Annotated in this window: 25 protein-coding genes; 24 read left to right on the top strand and 1 reads right to left on the bottom strand. The window is 36.8% G+C overall.

Annotation, left to right across the window (positions count from 1 at the left end; all coding sequences use genetic code 11):
• The first annotated feature begins 127 nt into the window (after window positions 1–127).
• From V4538_12850 to V4538_12825, 6 genes are all read left to right on the top strand, one after another.
• A complete protein-coding gene (locus V4538_12850) occupies window positions 128–391 on the top strand; it encodes a hypothetical protein (protein ID MES2381927.1) in 264 nt (87 codons plus the stop codon).
• 152 nt (window positions 392–543) lie between these two features.
• Entirely contained in the window at window positions 544–909 is a 366-nt protein-coding gene (locus V4538_12845; GenBank protein ID MES2381926.1) for a DUF2200 domain-containing protein, read from the top strand.
• A gap of 14 nt (window positions 910–923) precedes the next feature.
• Window positions 924–1,391 (top strand): SRPBCC domain-containing protein, encoded by a 468-nt coding sequence (locus tag V4538_12840; protein MES2381925.1) that lies wholly within the window; start codon window positions 924–926, stop codon window positions 1,389–1,391.
• Window positions 1,392–1,430: 39 nt separating this feature from the next.
• Window positions 1,431–1,904 carry a group II truncated hemoglobin gene (locus tag V4538_12835; GenBank protein MES2381924.1) on the top strand — a complete coding sequence of 158 codons (474 nt, stop codon included), beginning with the start codon at window positions 1,431–1,433 and terminating at the stop codon, window positions 1,902–1,904.
• 357 nt (window positions 1,905–2,261) lie between these two features.
• Window positions 2,262–2,987 (top strand): hypothetical protein, encoded by a 726-nt coding sequence (locus tag V4538_12830; GenBank protein ID MES2381923.1) that lies wholly within the window; start codon window positions 2,262–2,264, stop codon window positions 2,985–2,987.
• Window positions 2,988–3,016: 29 nt separating this feature from the next.
• On the top strand, window positions 3,017–3,508 hold the full coding sequence (locus V4538_12825) for a GNAT family protein (protein MES2381922.1): 492 nt from the start codon (window positions 3,017–3,019) through the stop codon (window positions 3,506–3,508).
• Between the two features lie 7 nt (window positions 3,509–3,515).
• On the opposite strand, the gene V4538_12820 is transcribed toward V4538_12825, so the two are convergent.
• Window positions 3,516–4,352: an alpha/beta hydrolase gene (locus V4538_12820; protein MES2381921.1), complete on the bottom strand. Its 837-nt coding sequence runs from the start codon at window positions 4,350–4,352 to the stop codon at window positions 3,516–3,518.
• A 214-nt stretch (window positions 4,353–4,566) separates the two neighbouring features.
• On the opposite strand from V4538_12820, the gene V4538_12815 reads away from it, so the two are divergent.
• From V4538_12815 to V4538_12730, 18 genes are all read left to right on the top strand, one after another.
• Window positions 4,567–5,208, top strand: a complete 642-nt coding sequence (locus V4538_12815; protein MES2381920.1) for a hypothetical protein — start codon at window positions 4,567–4,569, stop codon at window positions 5,206–5,208.
• 132 nt (window positions 5,209–5,340) lie between these two features.
• Window positions 5,341–5,799, top strand: a complete 459-nt coding sequence (locus V4538_12810) for a hypothetical protein (protein MES2381919.1) — start codon at window positions 5,341–5,343, stop codon at window positions 5,797–5,799.
• A 269-nt stretch (window positions 5,800–6,068) separates the two neighbouring features.
• On the top strand, window positions 6,069–6,974 hold the full coding sequence (locus V4538_12805; protein MES2381918.1) for a pentapeptide repeat-containing protein: 906 nt from the start codon (window positions 6,069–6,071) through the stop codon (window positions 6,972–6,974).
• 251 nt (window positions 6,975–7,225) lie between these two features.
• Window positions 7,226–7,663 (top strand): hypothetical protein, encoded by a 438-nt coding sequence (locus tag V4538_12800; GenBank protein MES2381917.1) that lies wholly within the window; start codon window positions 7,226–7,228, stop codon window positions 7,661–7,663.
• Between the two features lie 155 nt (window positions 7,664–7,818).
• Window positions 7,819–8,409, top strand: coding sequence for an STM3941 family protein (locus tag V4538_12795; GenBank protein MES2381916.1), 591 nt, complete (start codon window positions 7,819–7,821; stop codon window positions 8,407–8,409).
• A 286-nt stretch (window positions 8,410–8,695) separates the two neighbouring features.
• A complete protein-coding gene (locus V4538_12790; GenBank protein MES2381915.1) occupies window positions 8,696–8,932 on the top strand; it encodes a hypothetical protein in 237 nt (78 codons plus the stop codon).
• Window positions 8,933–9,187: 255 nt separating this feature from the next.
• Complete coding sequence (locus V4538_12785) at window positions 9,188–10,081, top strand: carboxypeptidase-like regulatory domain-containing protein (protein MES2381914.1); 894 nt, start codon at window positions 9,188–9,190, stop codon at window positions 10,079–10,081.
• Between the two features lie 376 nt (window positions 10,082–10,457).
• Window positions 10,458–13,616: an SIR2 family protein gene (locus V4538_12780; GenBank protein ID MES2381913.1), complete on the top strand. Its 3,159-nt coding sequence runs from the start codon at window positions 10,458–10,460 to the stop codon at window positions 13,614–13,616.
• Between the two features lie 115 nt (window positions 13,617–13,731).
• Entirely contained in the window at window positions 13,732–14,238 is a 507-nt protein-coding gene (locus V4538_12775; GenBank protein ID MES2381912.1) for a GNAT family N-acetyltransferase, read from the top strand.
• A 116-nt stretch (window positions 14,239–14,354) separates the two neighbouring features.
• A complete protein-coding gene (locus V4538_12770) occupies window positions 14,355–14,747 on the top strand; it encodes a hypothetical protein (protein ID MES2381911.1) in 393 nt (130 codons plus the stop codon).
• Window positions 14,748–15,029: 282 nt separating this feature from the next.
• Window positions 15,030–15,560, top strand: a complete 531-nt coding sequence (locus tag V4538_12765) for a hypothetical protein (protein ID MES2381910.1) — start codon at window positions 15,030–15,032, stop codon at window positions 15,558–15,560.
• 169 nt (window positions 15,561–15,729) lie between these two features.
• On the top strand, window positions 15,730–16,224 hold the full coding sequence (locus tag V4538_12760) for a hypothetical protein (protein MES2381909.1): 495 nt from the start codon (window positions 15,730–15,732) through the stop codon (window positions 16,222–16,224).
• An 86-nt stretch (window positions 16,225–16,310) separates the two neighbouring features.
• Complete coding sequence (locus V4538_12755) at window positions 16,311–17,123, top strand: hypothetical protein (protein ID MES2381908.1); 813 nt, start codon at window positions 16,311–16,313, stop codon at window positions 17,121–17,123.
• A 117-nt stretch (window positions 17,124–17,240) separates the two neighbouring features.
• Window positions 17,241–18,500, top strand: a complete 1,260-nt coding sequence (locus V4538_12750) for an aminotransferase class I/II-fold pyridoxal phosphate-dependent enzyme (GenBank protein ID MES2381907.1) — start codon at window positions 17,241–17,243, stop codon at window positions 18,498–18,500.
• Window positions 18,501–18,540: 40 nt separating this feature from the next.
• On the top strand, window positions 18,541–19,509 hold the full coding sequence (locus V4538_12745; GenBank protein MES2381906.1) for a polyprenyl synthetase family protein: 969 nt from the start codon (window positions 18,541–18,543) through the stop codon (window positions 19,507–19,509).
• A gap of 125 nt (window positions 19,510–19,634) precedes the next feature.
• Entirely contained in the window at window positions 19,635–20,912 is a 1,278-nt protein-coding gene (locus V4538_12740) for a Glu/Leu/Phe/Val dehydrogenase (protein ID MES2381905.1), read from the top strand.
• 228 nt (window positions 20,913–21,140) lie between these two features.
• Window positions 21,141–22,346 (top strand): aminotransferase class I/II-fold pyridoxal phosphate-dependent enzyme, encoded by a 1,206-nt coding sequence (locus tag V4538_12735; GenBank protein MES2381904.1) that lies wholly within the window; start codon window positions 21,141–21,143, stop codon window positions 22,344–22,346.
• 54 nt (window positions 22,347–22,400) lie between these two features.
• Window positions 22,401–23,483 (top strand): iron-containing alcohol dehydrogenase family protein, encoded by a 1,083-nt coding sequence (locus V4538_12730; protein MES2381903.1) that lies wholly within the window; start codon window positions 22,401–22,403, stop codon window positions 23,481–23,483.
• Window positions 23,484–23,532: the final 49 nt, after the last annotated feature.

Genomic DNA, 23,532 nt, shown 5'->3' with positions numbered 1-23,532 from the left:
TAAGAATATTGTCCAAGTGCAGTGTTTGCATTTTAGGGAACGAGCGGGACGCTCGCACCAGCAGCGGATAATAAACAAGCGTTGGCATAACATTTGTGAGGTAGCGATAAACAAATATACCCCCGCTATGCTAAACCAATACAACAAGAAAAAAATAGTAGCACTACTAACGATACTCGCCTTACCTGCATTGGCATTTGCCGACCAAATGGGAGCAGTTAAAACATTATTACAAATACTTGGATTCATGGTAGTGGTTGGCCTTGTAAGTGCTATTGCAGCCATTTACTTTTATAAGAAAAAGAACAAATGGGCCTTTACTGCTTCATTTCTTATTGCCGGCTTCATGGGCTTGGTTCTTTTACTGATATATACATCTTTAACGCACTAAAACTGAAGTTTGGTCGATAGTAACAAACGCAGGGTATGTTCCTGAATGTTTGCCCAAGGCTGATGTCCTCACCAACCTTAGGTGAGTAAGCATGAAAAGTTTTTGTGATTTCAAATAATCCAATACTTTTGTTAGTAGAAGTAAAATAAGCTATGAACACAACCGCAACACATGATGAGCGTATGGCAAAAATGATATTTGCTTCAGTTTATCCATTATACCTGACAAAAGTAGAGAAGAAGGGAAGGACAAAAGAAGAGCTACATGAAGTGATAACATGGTTAACGGGTTTTAATAATAAGCAACTACAAGACCTGATTAATAAAAAAGCAACGTTCGAACAATTCTTTAAGCAGGCTACTATTAATAAAAATGCGCAGCTTATTACGGGTGTAATATGTGGTTACCGTGTGGAAGATATTACCAATACTTTAACGCAGCAGGTAAGGTATTTAGATAAGCTGGTAGATGAATTGGCAAAGGGTAGGAAGATGGAGAAGATATTGCGTGGCTCATAGCAGGAATAAAGCAGATGGTATCAACAACAAAAAATACAAAAGTAATCCGGGCTACAAAGCAGCAAATTTACAATGCCTTCACCAATAAGAGTGCTTTGGAATTTTGGCTTGCACCTACAGATATGAAAGGTAAAATACATGACTTTGACCTGAAAGTTGGAGGAGGATATAGTATGTCGCTATTTTACTTGGATGGCGAAACTGAAGGCAAAACAGCGGCAAATGAAGATCGTTTTTCAGCAAAGTTTGTTGAGCTCAATCCTTATGAAAAAATTGTTCAGTCTATTCATTTTTTGTCAGACAAAAACGAGTTTGCAGGCGAAATGCTGATGGAAGTATTTTTAGAAGAACACGAAAGTAACGCTACAAAAGTGACCATTGTTTTTAAGAATATTCCAACAGGTATCAACCCAAAAGACAATGAAGCGGGTACAGAGCAGTCATTAGAAAAGTTAGCCCATTATGTGACCAGTAAGCAATAAACAGTATTAACCTAAATACTATAAACCGACATAAAAATAATGAAAAATATTCCAACATTATACGAATGGGCTGGCGATATGCAAACCTTCGAAACCCTGTTTACGAAGTTTTACGACAAGGTATTAAAAGACAATTTGCTTGGCGAAATATTTAAAAATATGTCGTCAGAGCATGTTAAGCACGTTTCGCATTTTGTAGCGGAAGTATTTGGTGGCGATAAACTATATACCACCCACGACAAAGGAAGCCACGCAAGTATGGTTGGGCATCATATAGGCAAAATGCTCACTGAAGAAATGAGACAGCGTTGGGTTCATTTGCTATTACAAACAGCTGATGAAGTAGGGCTTAAAAGCGACCCCGAATTCCGGTCAGCATTTGTTGGTTATATTGAGTGGGGTACACGACTCGCTGTTATAAATTCACAATTAAGCGAAAATCCAATGCTCACAAATGAACCAATGCCCAAGTGGGGTTGGGGCGAAACAGGAGGGCCTTACATTACAGACTAAAACTAAAAAGCAATATGAATTTCTTAAAAATAAAAACAAGCTGGTCCAATGCTGAATTTGCTTTGTTAAAAATTTGCATGGCATCGGCATACGTGTTAGTTGGAGCATACTTTCACGACTTTTTCCGCACTTACTATATTGCTGTGCTTATCGTTTTCGGAATCACGGTAGTTTGGTCGCTTTACCTGTGGTTTAACAAAATGAAAAATAATAAGCAATAGTAAATAGGACGCCAACATTGGCGAAAAGGAAGGAGCGGAACGCTCACACCAGCAATGTAGCAGGCATGAAATCTTTTGTGGTGTCAAATAATACAATATTTTTGTTAATACAAAGAACAGGTTATTCGACCCCGATATGAAGAACATTATTACTACCCTTTTTATATTAACATGCTATTACTCCTACGGACAGAAACCCGCATACTTTCCTAACTTAAAGAAAATATATATAGATACGGCTCGTAAAGAATTCATTTTTGGGTATGATGCCAAATCAATTAAACTACTAAATGTAAAATGCTCCCGTTTACCCAAAACAGATTATTGGTATTGTGGCGATGGCGATCCGGAAACTATTACAAAGCTGACACAAATACATAATAAACAAATAACAGATACACTGGATATTCTTTTTGATACGGGGCCAAGTGATGATTTTGAATTTATTATAGCAAAGAAGAGTGGAAGAGTAATTGGAAGTATTAATGCGCTGGAATTGTATGTCATGGAAAACAACATTATATACACGGCAGGACATACCAATAATATGTTTAACAAGAGAAGAAAGTTTCAACTTTTACCAGATACTTTATTAGAAATTCGGCAATCATTTTATTATGTTGGACTAAAAAGCAAAACCACTGCTGCTTTAACATTGTATAAAGCAAAGACAGGTAATGAAGTGATTGCTTCCATTCCTAAAGACTATGATGTTGAGGTACTGCTTTGCGACCCGGGTACTGACAATTCAGAGAAGTTTTTTTTAGTTAAAACCGAATTTGGACTTGTTGGCTGGCTTAGGTTAAAAGAGAATCACACCTACGATACACCAATAGAAGGATTAAGATTTTTTGGTGACTGATTTCTAATAAATAGACAATAACAAACAAAATGAATCTACCGCCATATTCCATTTTTCCTACTATTACAGGTGATAACATTGTATTACGGCAAATCATTACGGAGGACATGCAAGACCTTGTGGAGATTTCGTTTTACGATGCTGTGCAGGCTAAAACGGTGCAAGAGGCTGCAGCCATGCAAGCTAAAATAAACAATGATTATGTTGATGGCAACTCCATACATTGGGGCATTGCAGATAAATTAACAAATAAAATAGTAGGGACTTGTGGCTACTACAGAGGGCTAAACAAAGGGGAGGGCGAACTGGGTTGTGTTTTATTACCGCAATACCGCGGGCAAGGTTATATGACTGCTGCTATGTTATTAGCCATTGAGTTTGGACTACATGATATAGGCTTAAAACGTATTTGGGCTATAACAAGCCAACATAATGCAGCAGCCATGAAGCTTATGGAAAGGCTTCACTTTATAAAAGTGGCTACTTTGGGTGACAATGAAGTAGAGTATGAATTAAGGTAATTGCCTTTTAAGGTCTGCCATCAGCACTCAAAGTAGTTAAGAAATCTAGCAGATGTTTGTTGAATTCATCAGGTTGCTCCAGATTAGATACATGCCCCGCATTGTCAATAACATGCAGTATTGACCCTTTAATGGCGTTATGCATCATTTCAGATTGAGCAAGAGGTGTTACTATATCTTCACGGCCGCAAATAATCAATGTTGGAATAGTTATCTCGTTCAAAGTAGAGCAGGTTTCTGAACGTTCAGCCAAAGCAGTTTGCCCCATTGTAATAATATGTGGTGAATTAGCAAACACAACACTGCGTAACAGCTCAACCAATTCCTTTTTATTGCTTAATGAATCTTTATGGAAAACACTTTTTATAAATCCTTCATTAAAAGGAGCAACGCCATCAACGGCTATTTCATTAATAATCTTATTGCGTTTTTCTTTTACTTCGGCTGTATCGGCAATACATTGTGTATCGCATAAAATTAATGCTGCAAAGCGATCAGGGAATCTTTTTTGTGCATTGAGTGCTATGAAACCACCCATAGATAATCCACAAACAATTGCTTTATCAATGTTCAGCTTATCCATCAGCGCTATTAAATCCTCCGCAAACAAATCAATGCTCAGGTGTGATTCCTCGTCTGTTGATTTTCCAAATCCTCTAATGTCAAAAGAGATTAAACGGTAGCCGGATTTTAAAAAATCAAGTTGAAGCTGCCACATCGTTTTATCGAAAGGATAACCGTGCATGAATATAACAGGAATGCTTCCTTCTCCAATATCATTGTAAGATAACTGAACGTTATTTACCGGAATAGTTAAATTGTATCCTTTAGTTGCTGTTTCCATAGTGTTTGTTTTTAATCGTAAATTGTTACTTTGCAAACACAAACGTACTTATGGAAGTACAACAAAGCCTTACATAACTTGTGAAAAAAAATACATAATTTACACTTAAAGGGGGTAAAGAGTTGGGGCAATCTATTCAACATTCGGTACATTGCCTTGGTTATATATAAAGGAACGAGCGGACGCTCAAACCAGTAAGGAGGCCAATAGGACAATGAAAAAACTAATTTATATACCAATAGTATCTATTTCACTTTTAGGTTGCGGGCAGTCAGAAAATAAGCCTGTTACCGAAGCGAAACTTTATACTGACACAACAACTAAAGATCATATTGAGCATTTAATTAGTGAGCCTGATACTTCCAATCAAGCCATTTATAACTTTATGAAAGTTGTTATTGCTGACCAAAAATTAGATTTAAATTATGGACTGACACTTGAGCCGCAACCTAATTTTGATTTGTCGCAAGATGATCAGACATTTTTAAATACAATGCTTATTGACAATAAAAAGGAAGACATACAAGTTGATACTGGCAACTGGGTAAATACTACTAGTACAATTAGTTCATCACAACTTAACAAGTGCCTGACTAAACCAGACATCAAATTTATGCTAGAACAAAAAGCCAGACTTAAAATATTTAGTTGGGACAATTCGCGATTAGGCTTTAACCTTAATAATCGCAAGAACTGGTATGTTTTCTCTGTCCCTGTTTTTTCGCAAGACAAGAAAAAGGTTGTAATGATGATTAGAAATTTATGTCCCGGACTTTGTGGAACGGGTTGGACAATTCTATTTGAAAAAGAAAAAGGGGAGTGGACTTCGCAAGCTACCGGACAATGGTATCATTAAAAAAAACAGGGTACACCTTTGTGCTATTCGCATCCGTTCGCATCTTGCGAGTGAGTATATAGTTAGCTAAGTTTCCGGCTGAGCATAATTTCTCTTACCTTGCCAAGCCTAAAACCTTAACAACAAAATAGTATGATCAATTACAAACGTATTTCAATATATACTTATACCGCATTGGTTATTTTAGTAATTGGTATAGTAACAAAGTTATTTCTTGTGGACACGGACATGGGCTCACGCTTTCGAAATTTCAATCATCAATTTTTAGTATCGGATTTCATTTTCATTTTAGCCGCTATCATTTTTTTATTGGGCCAATTGTTTCGGGTTATTAAGCAAAACAAAAAATCTACCATTACCGACAAGACTATATTGATTCATTTAATGTTATTAATGCCCTTATTGTTTACTTTGGTTTCATTGCCGTTTCTAGAAACATTTATGCCAAACCAACCTCTTGACGATAGTATTGTTTCGTCCGTCTATAAAGGTGTCGTAATCGTTGCGATATTGGGCTATTTTACCTGGATAGTATTATTTGTAATAACGATGGTAAGGCAGGTATTTTATATTTTGATAAAAAAAGACTAAATAAATTCCTTGTTCAGCATTAAAAATACTCACTTGCAAAATACGAGCGGTTAGTCGGGAGACGTTACCGTGGACAGGAGAAAGTTGTTTTGCAGTGTCAAATAATCCAATACTTTTGTTAATACGCTACCAAAACTCCGTCATACTACTAATGGTTGTCAAAAAACAACTATAAGTAGTGCAATTACAACAGTAAGTAGCGGGCTTTATTTGCATGATGGCAACAGGTAGAAATAGCTTTGCAGCATCAAAATTTTAAAAAACATAAGATGCTAAATTCAAAAACAATTGGCAATAAAATTGCCACAGCAAGAAAGAAAACGAATCTTTCACAAGCAGAACTTGCCCAGCAAGTATCAATCAGTTCACAAGCAGTTGGAAAATGGGAACGTGGTGAATCCATGCCCGACATTACCACATTAAACCGACTGGCTGAAATTTTTGGAGTTGATCTTAACTATTTCTCTGACAGTTTTAAGGCTGATGAAATTTCAACAACAACCAACGAGCAGTTTGACAACCAAACAGTAGAAATTCCGGAGGCTAAAGCAAAGAACAAATTTGATTGGAGTTGGGATATGTCCAAAGGGAATTGGGTTGACGCTGACTTTTCAGGCTTAAAGAACTTAAAGGAAAAATTCAGCTCTTCCAATATGAAGAACTGCAAGTTTGCAAACGCTGATTTGTCGGGGCTTATTCTTGGAAGCAATAATATTGAAATGTGCGATTTCTCCTCTTCAGACATTAGAAACAGCAAAATTCAATCATCTAATTTGTTAAATAACCAGTTTAATAATTGTTTATTGATAGATGCTACATTTTTAAAAAGCAATATTGGCAAATGCGATTTTTCTGAAACGAATTTTTCGGGGGCTGAGTTTACCGGAGTAAATTTTGAAAGTAATGTGGTGAAAAATGCCGTGTGGAAATTTACATCATTTAAAAATGCAGGTATTAGCGATATTGTTTTTGAAGGCACTTTAGAGAACTGCCAATTTGAAAACTGTACATTTTATAATGTTACATTTCAGAATGCAACCATTTTAAATACCTTTTTTAAGTATAATGGAAAATTTAAACGCGTACAGTTTATTGACTGTAAAGTAGATAAAATTACCTATGCCTTTTTAAAAAACAACCAGGCAAATTTAACAGGGATAACAATAATAGAGTAACAAGGGCAGGGCAAGCGAAGCAAATGGACAGGTGTTTCTGCTGCATGTTGGTATCTTGCGAGTGAGTATATACATGAGCCCCTGGCTAAATACAATTTGTTCAAGGTTGGTGTTCCCTCACCAACCTTTTTTATTTAGGCAACATTTTGCTGTATCAAATAAACCAATACTTTTGTTAGTGAAGATTATGAACCAGATTATAATAGTTGTGATTGGTTTAAGTTTATTATAGATATAAAATAACAATTTCAATGGGACACGTTTCAATCGTTTATGGAAATATAATAGGGGCAACATGGAAAACGGAAGATTACCATAAATTACAACGGCTTAATAAAGAAATTTTAAGCGCTCTGCCGGAAACAGATACCTTTCCATGGATACACCGAAATATGTTTCTTTGCCAAGACCCACATAATATTGAAGGGACCTATAGAGACCAGGTAATAGTATTTGGGGCTTCTTATAAGTCTGTTGAATATGAATGGACCGAATGGTTAAATAAATTTGAAGCTATTCTTAAACTGCTTTATTGGACAAGTGCTACCATACATTTAGAAACAGAATTGGTAGGGACGCATACTTATGAATGGCTGGTTGACATTAAGCAAACAGACAATTGGTATATGGATAACCCTAACCCAATAAGTTCGTGGGACTTCAAAGGAGGGCCAAGAAAATTCTTTTAATAAACGTATGTATTATGGTATTGTCCAGAGTTAGTGTCATCGCTAATTTTTTTTATTTAGACAACATTTTGCTGAATCAAATAAACCAATACTTTTGTTAGGGAAGTTAATTTATTTAATACGGAGCACACTGACAGGCTTGGTTTTTAAGCGCTATGGATAAAAGTACTATGTTAATACAAAACAAAAACGACTCTATTGAAATACCGCTAAACAAGCTTAAAATTGTTTTGCTCACCATCGGGGCTTTATTGTTTGTAGCTGCCGGACTTTGGCTGTGGTACATAGCCGAGAGGCAGGCACGTTACGATTCAACTGTGGTAAGGATAGTAGCCCTCATGGATTTCCTTCTTTTCGGACTGTTCGGAATAATAGGTTTTGGAAAACTATTCGACACCAAACCGGGAATAATAATAAACCACATGGGCATAACCGATAACTCCAGCGCAATTGGCGGGCAAACCATAAAATGGGACGACATAACACACCTCCGTATAGAAGCCGTTAAGCGAACAAAGTTTGTATTAATCTATGTGAATAATCCACACCAATACATCAACAATGCAAACCTGTTTAAGAAATTTTGGATGAACATGAATTACCGTGTTTATGGAACGCCATTAAGTATCTCCTCAACTGCTCTTGCGTGCAATATTGCAGAGCTTGTTGATATTATTAACAAACAAAGGAAAATACACAGCACGTTAAATGGAATGCAAGCACGTGATAAGAGAATTAAAGTATAAGTAAGAACAATCTTACCAAATAGTATATTATACCATGGAAGAAAAACGAGTAAAATGGCCCAATGAGGATATAGAAGAAGAACGGGGCCAGGCATAATTATGTATTTCCATTCCATATATAGTCACCCCCATATAAAAATCACGAAGTGATTTAATTTCAATAACACCGTATGAAATACGGTAGATACACCGTATAAAATACGGTAGATACACCGTATGAAATGCGGTGCAAACCCCACCCAATCCCAAACAAATCACATCAAGGGTCAAACATAAGCCGCTCAATATGACACAAATTCAGTCGAGCCTTAAACAAATGCCATCAAAGGTTAAACATAAGCCATCAAGAGTCAAACAAATCACTTTTAAAGTCAAACATAAGCCATTGAAAGTGACACAAATTCAGCCGCACCTGATGCAAAGTCAACCAAAGGTTAAACATACGCCATCAAAGGTCAAACAAACAAAATCAAGAGTTAACCCATACGCTATCAAAAGTGACACAAATGCAGTCAAACCTTAAACAAAGGCAATCAAAGAGTAAACAAACAATACCAACAGTCAAACAAACCATATCGGGAATCAAACAAATGCCATCAAAGCATAAACATAAGCTTCTACATCCCAAACAAACTCCTTCCAATGCCAATCAAAATAAAATAAAACCACATATCAAATTCATACCCCTGAACAAGCCATATAACAAACATTTTATAGCAGCTTAAAATAATAAAACAGCTATCAAAAACGTTATAACAACCAATAAATTAAAAATCGTATGAATAAGAATTCAATTGCAAAACTTAACATGTACCAGGCCGTACAGCAAGTTTTAAAAACCAACACAGCCTCCGTTAACTTATTAGCAAGGTTAGACACCGAGGTGCAGCATTTCAACCAAATCTTAGCACGCATAGATGAGCTGAATTCCAGCCTCAGCGTAAGCACAAAAGGTATTACCAATAACAATACCCAGCTAAAATTAACCATGACCGAAACCCTTTGTAAACTAGCAAGAGCCGCTTACGTATGGGCAAAGGATGAAAAAGACATACCACTCATGACCCTTTTCAATGTAACCAAAACCGATTTTACCCGCTTACCCGATGCCGACTGTTATGCCAAAGCCAATGCAGTATTAACACCCATCGAAACCAATGCACGCAATTTGGTTGACCTCAACATCAAGCCTACCGATGTAACAGCCGCACGCCAGTTAGTAAATGCATTCCAAACCAGTTTAGGTACTACACAAAGCGCTGTAAAAAACAAAAAAAACATGGTAGCCGAAACCAATAGCCTCTTCAAAGCAGCCGATGCCAGCTTGGCCATCATTACCGATTTAGTAGTCAATGCAATGAATGTCCCCGCTTTTGCCGGCATCCTTATAGCCACCAAAGTCATAAACGAAGCAGCCGTGCGCAAAACAGGCGTAAGCATAAAAGTAACAGATGCAGCAAGCAATAACCCACTTACCATTGCCAAAGCCATTTTAGAGGGTAGCACCAAAACCGATGAAGCCGACCAGCAAGGTATATGCGAAATAACCAAAATGCGCGCAGGCCAGTACACCCTGCGTATAGAAGCAGGCGGCTATATAACCCAAAGCGTTCAAGCCACTGTTGAGCAGGGTAAAATAACCCAGCTCCAGGTAAGCCTTATCAAAGCCTAACCACAAACAAAAAATCCCTTCTACAAAATAGAAGGGATTTTTTATTGCACAAACACTCCGCTGGTGCGAGCATCCGCTCGTTTCCTGCCCTTGTTGGTGTTCTTCACCAACAAGTTTGTCCAAGGTTGGTGTCCTCACCAACCTTTCCACTCGTACTTGCCAGTATATGTACCAACCCTTCATTTATATATTCTTTTAAAAAAGCGGGGAGTAAAACTGCTACTCAAAAAGCAAAACCCCTATACATAAAAAAATAATTAAATTTTTCTGTGGCTTATAATATTGGAATAAGTTTTGTAAACAGGGGTTATGAAATAGGCTATTTTGCAACATAAAATAGCAGATAACCTAATTTAATAAATAAAACAACATAATAATGGTAGAAAATATACATCTTGAATACGATGCTTTTTTAAGATCTTTTAAAAGGAATATAGACGTCCCTCATTCCTTCTTATTGGGAGCAGGAACTTCAATAAGTTCTGGGATACAAACAGCCTATGATTGTATTTGGGAATGGAAAAAAGATATATATCTATCTAAAAATATTAATTCAGCTGACTTTTATAAAAACTATAAAGAAGAAGCTGTTAGAAAAAGTATACAGACTTGGTTAGATAATCAAGGCGAGTATCCATTACTAGACTCACCCGAAGAATATTCTTTTTATGCAGAAAAGGCTTATCCTATTGCTGAAGATAGACGAAAATATTTTTTAAGTCTAATAGAGAATAAAGAGCCTTATATTGGCTATAAATTACTCTGTCTTTTAGCGGAATATGGAATAGTCAAATCAGTTTGGACTACGAACTTCGATGGCTTAACGGTACGTTCAGCACATCAAAATAAATTAACACCAATAGAGATTACGCTTGACAATACTGATAAAATTTACCGCAATCAAAGTAGTAAAGAACTATTATCAATTGCACTACACGGTGACTATAAATTTTCCACATTAAAAAACACGGAAAAAGAATTAGATAATCAAAATGAAACGTTCAAAGAGCATTTAGCAAATTATCATATTGATAAAAATCTAATTGTAATTGGTTATAGTGGGAGAGATAATTCATTAATGCAAGCAATTAAAATTGCATTTAGCAAAAATGGTGCAGGAAGATTATATTGGTGTGGCTATGGAGACCAAATAAATAAAGAAGTGCTCGAACTTATTTTGCAAATTAGACAGTCGGGAAGAGAGGCTTATTACGTAGCAACAGATGGATTTGATAAAACGTTGATTCATTTATCAAAATCAGCATTTGAAGACAATCAAACCATTTCTAAAAAAATTCAAGAAGCCTTGGAAGTTTCTGATGATGAAGAATATTTCAAAACTGAATTTAGTTTGAGTTTTTCAAGAACAGACAAATACATCAAAAGTAATCTTCATCCAATTGTATTTCCTAAAGAGATATTCCAATTTGAAATTGATTATAAAGAAGAAAAGCCTTGGGCGTTTTTAAAAGCAGTTACGAAAGATACAAATATTTGTGCTGTACCTTTCAAGAAAAAGGTATTTGCTTTAGGTACTCTTTCTGAAATTAGCAATGCCTTTAAAAAGCATCTAAAATCCGAAATAAAAAGAGAGCCAATTTCAAAATTTGATATTGAGAGAGTTTCCGCATTTAAATCCTTAATGCTTCAAGCAATCCTGAAACATTTCAGTTCTAACAGTACAATTGAAACAAATCTTAAAGATAAGATTTGGATCAAGAAAAATGAAAGGCAATTTGGTAATATTGGTGTTCATAAATCTATCTACTTGTCATTCTATTTTGATAAAAACGCGGGCTTTGCTTATTTAACCTTTACTCCAACCGTTTATCTTTCATCTTCTGAGGAAATAACAAAAACACAGAAACAACAAGTAAGTAAAAATCAACTAGAAAAATTATACAACAATAAATATGATGAAGTTTTAGACTTTTGGAATGCCACATTATTTAGTAATCAACGAATCAAATTTGAATACCCAATTTCATCTGGAACAGGTTTTGAATTTCAAATTTCATCGAATACAGCATTTGGAGAAATAAATGTGCTTGACCCTAACTTTAGGTCATATACACCAAATAATTATGATAAGAGACAAACTCAATTTAAAGGGGTACAATTTTTAGAGCCCCAATTAGTTTTTAGAAATGTGGCTACTGATGTAGAGTTTAAGGACTATCATCCAATGAGAGGTTTGGTGAATAACAGGCCATTTGATGTAAATCTAAATGGAGTAATTCATTCAAATGAAATAAATCTTTCAGTAATTTGTGGGAAAGAATACTCGAACAGATTTTATGATTTCCTATCAAAATTACAAGTAAAGCACTCAACAGAAAATATTAATCCTGATTATTTAATTGATTACCCTGGCTTCTCTTCCATTTTTAATATTCCAATTAATATTCCATTATTTGATAGTAGCGAAAAATGGATTGGCATTGAATTCAATCCAGAAAATGGTTTGGAAAGCCACGAAAATGCAATAAAACTAGTTCGTCTAATCACAAGCAAAATTGAACAGATTGCGAATACACAAAGTCAGAGTACTATCGTAATTTTTATTCCTAATGAATGGCAATTATTTGAAAATTATATCAATCAAGGGGAAAGTTTTGATTTACACGACTATATTAAAGCATTTTCAGCTTCTCGAGGTATTTCGACACAACTTATTAGGGAAGAAACACTTAATGACACCCTAAAGTGTCAAATCTATTGGTGGTTATCATTATCTTTTTATGTTAAGTCGCTTAGAACACCTTGGATTTTGAATAATCAAGAGAAAAATACAGCTTATGCGGGAATCGGGTATAGTGTTTCACGAATTCAAGATAAATCTGAAATTGTAATTGGCTGTAGTCATATTTACGATTCAAACGGGCAAGGATTAAAGTATAGACTTTCAAAAATTGATAACTACTTTCTTGACAAGCAACTTAACCCATATTTATCCTATAAAGATGCATTTCAATTTGGAGTATCCATTCGTGAATTGTTTTATCAGTCACTTGATAAACTTCCAGAAAGAGTAGTAATACACAAAAGAACAAAATTTACGGAAGATGAAATAAATGGTATTAAAGCTAGTCTAAATAAAGCTGGGATTAAGAAAATAGATTTAGTTGAAATCAATTATGAAGTAGATGCACGTTTCCTAGCTATGAGTGTTTATCAAAATGAACTTCAGATTGACAAGTTTCCAATTTCGAGAGGTACGTGTATTGTCACAAACAAGCATACAGCATTATTATGGACTCATGGCATTGTTCCTTCTGTAAGACAACAAAACTATAAGTTTTATTTGGGCGGTAGAAGTATCCCTGCGCCAGTCAAAATAACCAAACATTATGGCGAGTCTAATATACAAACTATTGCAACAGAGATATTAGGACTAACAAAAATGAATTGGAATTCATTAGACTTATATTCTAAGTTACCATCGACAATTGATTCTTCAAATCAAATTGCTCGAATTGGAAAATTGCTTTCTAGATTTGAAGGAAAGACTTATGATTATAGGCTTTTTATTTAACATTTTTTTATAGTTCAATACTTCGTACCCCGCTAGTGCGAGCGTCCGCTCGTTCCAATAAGCAAATAAAAACCCATTTGATGATTGGTGAAATAGTATTAGATTGCTTTTAACTATGGTATTTGAAACGGAAAGACTTTATGCAAGAAGACTCGAACAAAATGACGAGGCCGCATTTTTTGAGCTAATGGGCAATCCCAATATAACCAACCCCATCCCTCAAAAAGCTTTCGACAAAGCCGGGAGTTTTGCCAAATTAAATAACCTCATCTTACTGGAAAAAACATCCGACACAAAAATATGGAGCCTTTGCAAAAAAGGCAGTAACAACCTGATTGGCATTGGTGGCGTTTTAAAAAACGATGCCAATGAAGATGAAATTGCTTACCGGGTTATAGAAAGATACTGGGGTAACGGTTATGGAACCGAAATAGCCAAAGGACTCATTGATTTTTGTTTTGTTCAAATGAAATCAGAATTGGTAACGGCTGATGTATGCGTTGACAATGTGAAATCAGTTAAAATACTGAACAAGTTTTTTACCATGCAGAAAGAATTTTTTAACGCAGACGACAACTGTATGGATAGAAGATACATCGTAAAAAAAGAAAACTGGCAGTAGCACTGCTAAGCAACAACAAACGTAGAGACTTTGCATACAACGTCTTAGCAATACAACAATCATTTAACGGCTACTTAGCCGTAAAACGTTATAGGGCATTTTAAACAACATAAAACTTGACAAGAATAATAACCATTACGCTATCTGTTTTGCTTTTCTGTTCTTGTGGATCGGGCTTACAAGTCAGAAAATCGAAAGTGCAGCCCTTGACCCCTCTTTTTTCAGCAACAATTGCCAACGTTCCTTATAAAATCAGCCCGGAGAAAGAATTTGGCAAGGATCACCATGAATTATTAACAATACTCCATGAAACTAAAGGGAATATTGACAGTGTAAATGTTTTTTTTAATAGCAACAAGCAACTAACAATTGCATTCAAGTATAAAGGTAAGGAATTCACAAAAACATATGCAGGACGCTTTTCAAAAAAAGGTTATTATGAATTTTATCTTGAAAAGAATGGAGGTCCCACCCATTGTACCCATTTTATACAGCAAAGTTCATATTGAACGCTATAGGCTCGGCTTAACAATTGATGGGGATTTGATTGTAGATAATTTTCATGAAAACAGCGGGAATATTCTTATTATATCTGCCGGTTACCAATATCGATATCAAACCTTCTATAAATGCACCCGCACTAACTAGCGGAACACTGGCGAGTGCGGATTGTTTCAGTAAATACTTTTTACAATTCATTAACAAGATTTACAGCTCAGTCCGGAAAATATTAAACTAGATTCGTAGCATCAATTGGAAAGGATATGAAACATATGAAAAAAAATAGCTATGTGCTCATCTTACTGCTGGTTGTGGTGAGCGGACTCGTATTTGCCAATCGTGAAATTAAAAATGAAACCAAGCCATCTCCAAAGCCGTTGTCCACTGCTGACAGGGAAGCCCGCATGGCAGATGAAAGAAAAAAATGGGAAGCTTCTGCTGACGGTATACACTACAAAGCATGGGAGGTTTCTCCCGCAGGTAAAAAGGTGCATGCCAGTCATAATAAAATAAAGAAGTACATAAAAGATTTTACCAATATGGAGGCCGTGGTAACCTCCGTTACTTTTCAGCGCGAAGGGAAATCATCAGGAATAAAATGGCTTATCGTCAGGATTAATGGCGAAGAATACATGATGCAATTTACGCCTAAGGATTTTGAGCAGTTAAAAAGCCTGAAAGTGAACGACAAAATAATGGTAAGAAGCCGCAGTGCAGGGTATTCGCCTAATCATCCCTATTTGATTATATCAGGCGACTATATTGCGCGAAACAATAAGATACTTTTTAAACGTGACTTTAGCAAAAATAACCATTGCTGAGTTAGTGGCCTCGCGATTAGCGATGAAACGAGTGCGTTTTGTCCAAGGTTGGTGTCCTCACCAACCTTTTTTTTTGCGCAGTATTTTGAGGTGTGGAATAATAAAATACTTTTGCGAATAAGAGAAATATATAACTTAATAAATAAGTTAACAGCAACCGTAGATAAAAATGAAAAGACACAAACTAACAACAATTTGTATTGGCTTAATAAGCATCGGAATTATTAGCTCATGCGCAACATCCAAAAGCAGTTCAATAAATAATATGGTTGCCAGAATGGAAGTAAAAGAGCCCATAAAAGGTGTTTGTGACAATGCCAATGTAATTGCTATTTTACCAATTCCCGGTAATGGACAAGTTAAAGCGCAAGCTACTAAAACCAAAGAAGAGATTATACAGGAGTTAAATGCTAAAGTGAGTTTTCTGAAAGATAAGCCAGATTATGAAGATAAGGGAATGGTTAGTTTAATTGTAAACTGTAAAGGCGAACTTGTAAAGTGTGAGATAAGCAATAAAACAAAAAGTACAGAACTGGACAGCCAAATAGTAGCTGTATTTACAGAACTAAAAACTTGGACAGCCGGAAAAATTAAAAACATTTCAGTTGATACTGTTGAATTGTACAGCTTTACCATTAAAAATGGAAAGATAACCTTATCTTAAAAATAATATGCTTATTCGCAAAAATGCGAGCATAAAGTAATACTCTTTTTATGACTACTCGAATAACTATCATATTTCTACTTCTAATGCAAACAATAAGCACCGTTTACGGGCAGGCTTATGAACCTTTGGATTTAGCAAAAAAAATATTTAGCAAAGACAGCTTATTACCCATTGGCAATTTTATAACTGGCGAATATAAAGGGCATCCCAACGGGCAAGATTTACAAAAAGGAGCTACAACAAAATTCATTGTACTTGAACAGACACAGAAAACAGCAGTTGTTGCAATGACCATTTTAGACTCATTAGGCAAAGGACTTGATACCTATTTGTACTTTGAAAAAGATGCAATTTGGAAAATGAATGCCTTTAGAGCATTGGCAATGACAGGCATAATTCAACAAATAAAAACGGAACTTGAAAATATGACGACACAGCAAGTAAACGATTTTATTACCAAGCCTAAAAAAAAGAAAAAAGATAGCTTTTCAATGTTTACGTCATGGGAAGATTATAACTTTCAGTTAGGCAATGCAACACTGACAATTGAATTAGACGACAACATCGTCAAACATTTTGTAGCAAATCAAGTAGCTTTTGAGCAACTTAAAAATTTAGCATTAACACAACTCGAAAAAGAAAAAGTAGACGAAGAAAGAAGTATACAACTGATTGAAAATTTAAAAACAGATTATCGGAAATTGTTTATTTCCTCTGTTTCAACAGGTGGCTATGAATTAGGCAACTGCATCAACTTTTTAATTGGAGGTATGATTGATAATACCGTTGGATACCTATATGTAAAAGATAAAAAAGAGTTGCCAAAAATGAATGCAAATCGAGTAATAATGGTACGTGAAATAGGAAATGGGTGGTATATTTACAAAACAACTTAATGATTGTTGGCGGCCTCACTGCTGGTGCAAGCGCCCGCTCGTTCTGCGTAGCAAGTATTCCCAACATTGTTGAAATATTTATTATTTACTTTTATAAAATAATAATAGTTTCGGTTCATGCAAAAAGTATCCACCAAAGCAGCTAATTTAATAGGCTCAGAGATTATAAAACTGGGCAATGAAATCAATCAGAAAATACGCGAAGGACAACAAATATACAACCTGACCATAGGGGACTTTAACCCCAATGTGTTCAGCATTCCCGATGAATTAAAGCAGCTAATCATTAACGCTTACCAGGATAACCATACCAATTATCCGCCTGCCGATGGCGTATTAGAGCTAAAAAAAGCCATACAACAATTCATCAGCAAATACGAACATATAGATTTTGCGGATGATGAAATAATGGTAGCCGGTGGAGGTCGTCCGCTCATACATGCCATATACCAAACCATAGTAGATGTAAACGACAAAGTAATATACCCTGTACCGAGCTGGAATAATAACCACTATTGCCATCTGAGCGATGCACAAAAGGTAGAAATACAAACCCGTGCTGAAAACGGTTTTATGCCTACACCGGAGGAGCTGGCACCGCACTTAAAAGGAGCAGTGTTGTTAGCCCTTTGCTCGCCACTCAACCCAACGGGCACCACCTTTAAAAAAGACCAGCTCGAAGCCATATGCGATATGGTACTGGCCGAAAACAACAAACGAGGCCCGGACGAAAAGCCCCTGTACATTATATACGATCAAATATACTGGATGTTGCGCACCAACGGCATAGAACATTACAACCCCGTAAGCCTGCGCCCCGAAATGAAAGCATACACCATTTTTGTAGATGGCATTAGCAAAAGCTTAGCCGCTACCGGTGTAAGAGTAGGATGGAGCCTAGGCCCTGCCCATGTAATAAGCCGCATGAAATCCATACTAGGCCATATAGGAGCCTGGGCGCCCAAAGCCGAGCAAATGGCTACAGCCAACTTTTTAAACAACGATACCGCTTTAAACAGCTTTTTAAACGAGTTAAAACAAAAGCTCGATATACGTTTTAACGCCCTGTACAAAGGCTTTCAGGATTTGAAACAAAAAGGATATCCCGTACAATTAATTACACCCGAAGGCGCTATATACCTAACAGCCCAATTTGCTTTAATGGGTAAAACCACACCCGAAGGTATTAAAATAGAAAAAACAGAACAGATTACAGCCTTCCTGTTAAACCACGCGCAACTGGCCGTAGTGCCTTTTACCGCTTTTGGTTGCCCTGCCGGAACCGATTGGTACCGTATATCCGTAGGCACTTTAAAAGAAATCGATATACCCGAATTGTTAGGCAAACTGGAAACCGCATTACAACAATTACACTAAAAGCAAACCCTTTTTAAAATTACGTTTACCAAGGCAATTAATGAAAACATACCAGCAACTGTACGACCTTTTTATGGCCCATATCAACGAGGCCAATTACGGTAGTAATCCCAAAGAGTTATACCAACCTATACAATACATGATGCAATTGGGCGGCAAGCGTTTGCGCCCCATACTCACCCTTATGTCTTGCAATATATTCAGCACCGAAGTAGATAAAGCCCTGCATGCAGCCCACGCCATAGAAGTATTCCATAACTTTACCCTTATACACGATGATATAATGGACAATGCGCCTTTACGCAGGGGGCAGGAAACGGTATATAAAAAATGGAATATGCCCATAGCCATACTCAGTGGCGATTTAATGATGATAAAAGCCACCCAGTTGTTATGCAAAACCGATTCTGCTGATTTATCATCACTCCTCGAAGTATTTAACCAAACCGCTATTGAGGTATGCGAAGGGCAGCAGATAGATATGAATTTTGAAACACAGGCTAATGTGCTGCACAACGATTACCTTGAAATGATAAAACTAAAAACAGCCGTACTGTTGGGCTGCTCCTTACAAATAGGGGCTTTAATAGGAGGGGCAAGCAAAGAAGAAGCGCAACACCTGTATGAGTTTGGTAAAAACATAGGTATAGCTTTTCAAATACAGGACGATATTTTAGACAGCTTTGGCGAAGGCACTACCGTAGGTAAAAAAATAGGAGGCGATATAGCAGCCAATAAAAAAACATTGCTGTTTATAGAGCTGCTGGCTTGTGTAAACAAAGACGATAAAAAGCTGATAGAAACCGCTGTTAAAAACGATAATACCGAAGAAAAAATAGAGACTGTTTTAAGCCTGTATACCAAATATATGATTGAGGAATTTGCGCAAAACCAAAAACAACAATACCTTGATCTTGCTTTTGACCATTTAAACAAGCTAACTGTAGGCGAGGCTAAGCTGAGTGTTTTAAGGCAAACAGCCAACGATTTAATGACCCGTATTTCATAAAATATAAAAAAACAAATAATACCCAATAAAGCGTGGATAACTGAACGATTATAATTAGCATTTTTATAAAAAATGTTTAGGTTTGCCAGCACTTTTATTTTAACTAAACTATAAATAATAAAACTATGTCACAAAAAGATAACGTGATTAAACATGGCTCAGAAAATCCATTCGAGTCAATGAAACAAAGATTTGACCAGGCAGCTAAAATTATTGGTCTTGACGAAAGCGATTACAACGTATTAATAGCTCCACAAAAAGCAGTAATAGTAAATATTCCTGTTACCATGGACGATGGAAAAGTGAAAGTGTTTGAAGGTTTCAGGGTAGTACACAATGCTAACCTAGGCCCAAGTAAAGGTGGTATCCGTTACAGCATGGATGTACACTTGGACGAAGTAAAAGCTTTGGCTGCATGGATGACATGGAAATGTGCCGTAGTAGGTATTCCTTATGGTGGTGGTAAAGGTGGTATTAAATGCGACCCCCGCAGCATGAGCAAAGGCGAATTAGAAAGATTAACCCGTTCATATACCGACTTAATGGTTGATGTATTTGGACCCGATAAAGATATACCTGCTCCTGATATGGGAACAGGCCCGCAAGAAATGGCGTGGATTATGGATGAGTATTCAAAACTAGTAGGTCATTCATCGCCTGCAGTAGTTACAGGTAAACCAATAGTTTTAGGTGGTTCATTAGGCCGTGTGGAAGCTACAGGTCGTGGTGTGATGGTTTCAACCAGAGCCGCTTTAAGCAAATTAGGCATTTCGCCAATAGGTGCTACCTGTGCGGTACAAGGTTTTGGTAACGTAGGTTCAATCAGCGCTAAATTAATAGCACAACAAGGTTTAAAAATAGTAGCTATTAGCGATGTAAGCGGAGCTTACTACAATGCTGAAGGTATAGATGTAGTTGCAGCCATTGCTTACCGCGATGGAAACAACGGAACTTTAGAAGGTTATAAAGCGGCTAAAATTACCAATGCAGAGTTATTGGAATTAGATGTTACCGTGTTGGTTCCGGCAGCTATGGAAGACCAAATTACAGAAGAAAACGCAAGCCGCATAAAAGCCAAAGTTATAGTAGAAGGTGCTAATGGCCCAACAAGTGCCAGTGCTGACCATATATTAAACGAAAAAGGTATTATGGTAGTGCCTGATATTTTAGCCAACGCAGGTGGAGTAACTGTAAGTTACTTTGAATGGGTACAAAACCGTTTAGGTTACTACTGGACAGAAGAGCGTGTATACCGCAGAGCAGACCGCGTAATGAAAACAGCTTTTGAAGGTGTTTACGCAGCATCATTAAAATACAATATACCAATGCGTATAGCAGCTTACGCAGTATCAATACAACGCGTAGCTGAAGTAGAAAAATTAAGAGGTAAATTTGGTTTGTAATAACAACCAATAACTATAAAAAATCCCTGATTGAAGTAATTCGGTCAGGTTTTTTTTTTGAGGGTGGGTTGATTGGTTTATATGTTGAATAGTTGAATGGCCCTTTCAACCTGTTAACAAGTCAACCTGTTAACAAATAAACCATCCATCAATTCCCATTTCATTTAATCAACCCAAAAATTATATTTGTACAATAAAAATTTTAATTCATAATAATATTTAACAAACATGGCAGGAAACGAATATTTTGGCGCAGAAGAGCGCAAAGAAGTAAACGATGTATTAGAAACAGGTATTTTATTTCGTTATAACCACGATGCACAACGCAACAATATATGGAAAGCAAAAGAGTTTGAAGCAGAAGTAGCCAAACTGGTAGGTGCTAAATATGCACATGCCGTAAGCAGTGGCAGTACTGCCGTAAGTTGTGCATTAGCCGCAGCAGGTGTTGGCGCAGGCGATGAAGTAATAGTACCTCCATTTACCTATATAGCCACTGTTGAAGCCGTTATATTTGCAGGTGCATTACCTGTTTTTGCCGAAATAGATGAAACCCTTTGCTTAAGCGCAGCAGGTATTAAAAAAGCCATTACACCTAAAACCAAAGCCATTGTTTTGGTACACATGTGTGGTCAAATGGCTCAAATGGACGAAATAATGGCCGTAGTGAAAGAGCATAACCTTGTTTTGGTAGAAGATGCAGGCCAGGCCATGGCAGCCAGCTACAAAGGAACTTCAACAGGTTTGTTTGGTAAAACAGGTTGCTATAGTTTTGATTTCTTTAAAATAGCCACCGCAGGCGAAGGTGGCGTAATGGTAACCAACGATGAAACCGCTTATAAATTAGCCGATAATTATGCCGACCACGGACATGACCACGTTGGCAGCAACAGAGGTATGGAAAACCATCCGGTTTTAGGTTTTAATTACCGCATTTCAGAGTTGCACGCAGCAGTGGGTTTGGCGCAAACACGCAGAGTGCCTATGATTCGCGAAGCCAACAACAAACACAAAAAATACATGATGGCCGAGTTAGGAAAAATTGCAGGGGTAAACTTTGCCACCATTCCTGATGCCAATGGCGACTCAGCTACCTTCTTAAATATATTAATGCCCAATACAGCTGCTGCCAAAGCAACTGTAGAAGAGTTTAACAAAAATGGTGTAGCCGGCTTTAACTACTGGTTTACCAATATGTACCATTTTATTAACCAATGGGATCATATTAAAGAAGGCCGTGTAGCTGCTAAAACAAACGTACAGTTATTAGGGGCTCCGCAAGATTACAAAAACCTTGATATACCAAAAACACAGGAAACAGTAGGCCGTTTAATATCATTCGGTATTAAAGCCACTTGGACACAAGAGGAGCTAACAGCTTTAGTAGCTAAAATGAGCACTTCTATACAAGCCGCATTATCACAAACAGCTTAACAATACAAAACACAGGTTGCAAACAAGTTCATGCAACCTGTGTTTACATACATAATGAGTCATAAAAATTTTAAGAGTATAGAAAAAACCGTTTTCGGTCGTGGTAGTTTTAGCCAACTGGATGAAATTATAGCCCCGAAACGCAGCGAAAACAATAAATACTTTGTATATATTGTAGATAATTACTTTAAAGGAAAAAGTTTAGCCACTAAACTGCAAAACAAACCCGAAGATACCGTTTACTTTATAGATGTTGATCCGCATGAGCCAACCACTGAGCAAATAGACCAGTTACGCGATGAAATATTAGCGGGCAAAGGTTTACCAAGCGGTGTAATTGGTATTGGCGGAGGTTCTATTATGGATATAGCCAAAGCATTGGCTTTAATGCTTTGCAACGAAGGCCCCTCGCAACAATACCAGGGTTTAAACCTGATAAAAAAACCGGGTGTATACCATGTAGGCGTGCCTACTATTTCAGGAACAGGAGCCGAATGCTCTATGACGGCTGTACTAACCGGGCCTGAGAAAAAATTGGGTTTAAAATGCGAGTGGACGATATTTGATCAGGTAATACTGGACTCTGAGCTTACTGCGACTGTACCGGTTGACAAATGGTTTTATACCGGAATGGATACTTTTATACATTGTATTGAAAGCCGTGATGGTATTTTAAACAATGCATACAGCATGGCTTATGGCGAACAAAGCTTAAAACTTTGCCGCGATATTTATTCAAGCGAAGCCGCAGGACAAAGCCCTGAAAACGATGATAAGTTAATGGTTGCTTCTTTAATGGGAGGTTTAAGTTTAACTTATAGCGAAGTAGGTGTTTGTCATGCTTTGAGTTACGGCTTAAGCAAAATATTTGGCGAAAAACATTGTTATGCCAACTGTTTGGCGTTTCAACACCTGGCCGATTATTACCCGGCAGGCGTAGCAGAGTTTAATACCATGTTGGCCAAACATAATATTACCTTGCCGCAAGGTCTGAGTAAAAACTGGTCGGACGAAGATATAACCGCTATGGCTCACGTAGCTTATAACTTGCCACACATGTGGAACCATGCCATTGGAACTGATTGGAAAGATAAGGTGACTATTGACACCATTAAGGATTTATTTAAAAGAATGTAATACCCACAAAAGCGATAACAGAACTATCGCTTTTGTTTTTTATAGCCCC

The organism is Bacteroidota bacterium (assembly GCA_040388375.1).
Classification (GTDB): Bacteria; Bacteroidota; Bacteroidia; order UKL13-3; family UKL13-3; genus JAAFJM01.
This window is presented reverse-complemented; position numbering and strand designations above follow the sequence as displayed.

Bases quoted from the DNA above. Each gene is read 5' to 3' on its own strand.
- V4538_12820 (MES2381921.1), bottom strand. From the start codon at position 4,352: ATGGAAACAGCAACTAAAGGATACAATTTAACTATTCCGGTAAATAAC.
- V4538_12780 (MES2381913.1), top strand. From the start codon at position 10,458: ATGGTAGAAAATATACATCTTGAATACGATGCTTTTTTAAGATCTTTT.
- V4538_12745 (MES2381906.1), top strand. From the start codon at position 18,541: ATGAAAACATACCAGCAACTGTACGACCTTTTTATGGCCCATATCAAC.
- V4538_12760 (MES2381909.1), top strand. From the start codon at position 15,730: ATGAAAAGACACAAACTAACAACAATTTGTATTGGCTTAATAAGCATC.
- V4538_12755 (MES2381908.1), top strand. From the start codon at position 16,311: ATGCAAACAATAAGCACCGTTTACGGGCAGGCTTATGAACCTTTGGAT.
- V4538_12830 (MES2381923.1), top strand. From the start codon at position 2,262: ATGAAGAACATTATTACTACCCTTTTTATATTAACATGCTATTACTCC.
- V4538_12785 (MES2381914.1), top strand. From the start codon at position 9,188: ATGAATAAGAATTCAATTGCAAAACTTAACATGTACCAGGCCGTACAG.
- V4538_12825 (MES2381922.1), top strand. From the start codon at position 3,017: ATGAATCTACCGCCATATTCCATTTTTCCTACTATTACAGGTGATAAC.
- V4538_12845 (MES2381926.1), top strand. From the start codon at position 544: ATGAACACAACCGCAACACATGATGAGCGTATGGCAAAAATGATATTT.
- V4538_12735 (MES2381904.1), top strand. From the start codon at position 21,141: ATGGCAGGAAACGAATATTTTGGCGCAGAAGAGCGCAAAGAAGTAAAC.
- V4538_12800 (MES2381917.1), top strand. From the start codon at position 7,226: ATGGGACACGTTTCAATCGTTTATGGAAATATAATAGGGGCAACATGG.
- V4538_12795 (MES2381916.1), top strand. From the start codon at position 7,819: ATGGATAAAAGTACTATGTTAATACAAAACAAAAACGACTCTATTGAA.
- V4538_12835 (MES2381924.1), top strand. From the start codon at position 1,431: ATGAAAAATATTCCAACATTATACGAATGGGCTGGCGATATGCAAACC.
- V4538_12805 (MES2381918.1), top strand. From the start codon at position 6,069: ATGCTAAATTCAAAAACAATTGGCAATAAAATTGCCACAGCAAGAAAG.
- V4538_12730 (MES2381903.1), top strand. From the start codon at position 22,401: ATGAGTCATAAAAATTTTAAGAGTATAGAAAAAACCGTTTTCGGTCGT.
- V4538_12815 (MES2381920.1), top strand. From the start codon at position 4,567: ATGAAAAAACTAATTTATATACCAATAGTATCTATTTCACTTTTAGGT.
- V4538_12775 (MES2381912.1), top strand. From the start codon at position 13,732: ATGGTATTTGAAACGGAAAGACTTTATGCAAGAAGACTCGAACAAAAT.
- V4538_12750 (MES2381907.1), top strand. From the start codon at position 17,241: ATGCAAAAAGTATCCACCAAAGCAGCTAATTTAATAGGCTCAGAGATT.
- V4538_12840 (MES2381925.1), top strand. From the start codon at position 924: ATGGTATCAACAACAAAAAATACAAAAGTAATCCGGGCTACAAAGCAG.
- V4538_12850 (MES2381927.1), top strand. From the start codon at position 128: ATGCTAAACCAATACAACAAGAAAAAAATAGTAGCACTACTAACGATA.
- V4538_12790 (MES2381915.1), top strand. From the start codon at position 8,696: ATGACACAAATTCAGTCGAGCCTTAAACAAATGCCATCAAAGGTTAAA.
- V4538_12740 (MES2381905.1), top strand. From the start codon at position 19,635: ATGTCACAAAAAGATAACGTGATTAAACATGGCTCAGAAAATCCATTC.
- V4538_12810 (MES2381919.1), top strand. From the start codon at position 5,341: ATGATCAATTACAAACGTATTTCAATATATACTTATACCGCATTGGTT.